The 1,281-nt window shown below is 36.3% G+C and carries 1 protein-coding gene; it reads left to right on the forward strand.

The window, feature by feature from the left end; translation table 11 throughout:
• Nucleotides 1-68 precede the first annotated feature (68 nt).
• Nucleotides 69-1,246 (forward strand): IS3 family transposase gene (locus tag DWB61_RS17550; RefSeq protein WP_125032237.1). Its coding sequence is split into 2 segments (ribosomal slippage): nucleotides 69-336 and nucleotides 336-1,246, totalling 1,179 coding nucleotides; the frame shifts between segments, so codons are not numbered across the junction.
• Nucleotides 1,247-1,281: the final 35 nt, after the last annotated feature.

The raw sequence follows: 1,281 nt of genomic DNA on the forward strand, positions 1-1,281 counted from the left end.
TGGAGTTGCTACATTTACTTGGACAGTGAGTTAAGGTATAATTATCTTAATAATTTATATCTTAGAAAATGGAAAAAGAGAGACGAAAATTTAGTAGAGAGTTTAAATTAAATGCTGTTGAGTTAAGCTATTCTAGAGCAAATATAAAAGAACTAGCTCATGAGCTCGATGTACGTCCAGAACTTATTTATCGCTGGCGTAGTGAGTTTGCAAGCTATCAGGGAACAAGTTTTCCTGGTAATGGAAAGGCCAAGCTCACAGAAGAAGAATCTGAACTTTCTAGGTTAAAGAAAGAGCTTGCTGAGGCAAGAATGGAGCGAGATATATTAAAAAAAGCAGTTCACATCTTTTCCAAGAGCGGTGGGAAATTTACCAGTTCATAAGAAATCATATTAGCATGTTTCCTATTGAAATGATGTGTCGAGTTCTGAATGTTAGTCGTAGTGGTTATTACATATGGCTTAATTCTGAACCGAGCCAAAGAACACTTGAAAACAAGAGGCTCACTGAGCAGATTAAAATCATTTATAAAGAGAGTAAGCAAACTTATGGGAGTCCACGGATAACCGAAGAACTAAATGCACAGAATATCACGGTTTCAAGACCACGTGTTGCGCGTTTAATGAAGAAGGCTAATATGAAAAGTGTTACAAAAAAGAAATTTGTGGTTACAACTTATTCTAAACATGGATTTGCTTTATCTCCAAACCTTTTGAATCGGAAATTTAATCCGAAAAGGCAGGGCGAAGTTTGGGTTTCTGATATCACATATGTACGAACTAGCGAAGGTTGGCTATATCTGACTGTTATAATAGATTTAGCGGACAGAAAAGTGATTGGTTGGTCTACAAGTAAAACAATGAAAGCCGCCGACACAATTATGCCAGCATGGAAGATGGCAATTTCAAACAGGCCAATAATAGATCGTTTGATCTTCCATTCCGATCAAGGCGTTCAGTATGCCTGTCATGATTTTAGAGCTGTTTTAAGAAAGGCCAAAACTGTTATTCAAAGCATGAGTCGAAAAGGTAATTGCTGGGACAATGCTTGCGCTGAGAGTTTTTTTAAAAGTATCAAAACCGAATGGATATACCGTTTCAAATATAAAACATTCAAAAGTGCGGCATTATCTATTTTTGAGTACATAGCAACATGGTACAATACATGTAGAAGGCATTCTTCTTTAAATTATCTTTCGCCTTTAGAATACGGAAGGCTATTAAATAATCAAAAGAGAGCGGCATGACTTAACTTATTGTCCACATTTTTGTTGCAAGTCCA

This window comes from Ancylomarina euxina (genome assembly GCF_003863355.1).
GTDB lineage: Bacteria > Bacteroidota > Bacteroidia > Bacteroidales > Marinifilaceae > Ancylomarina > Ancylomarina euxinus.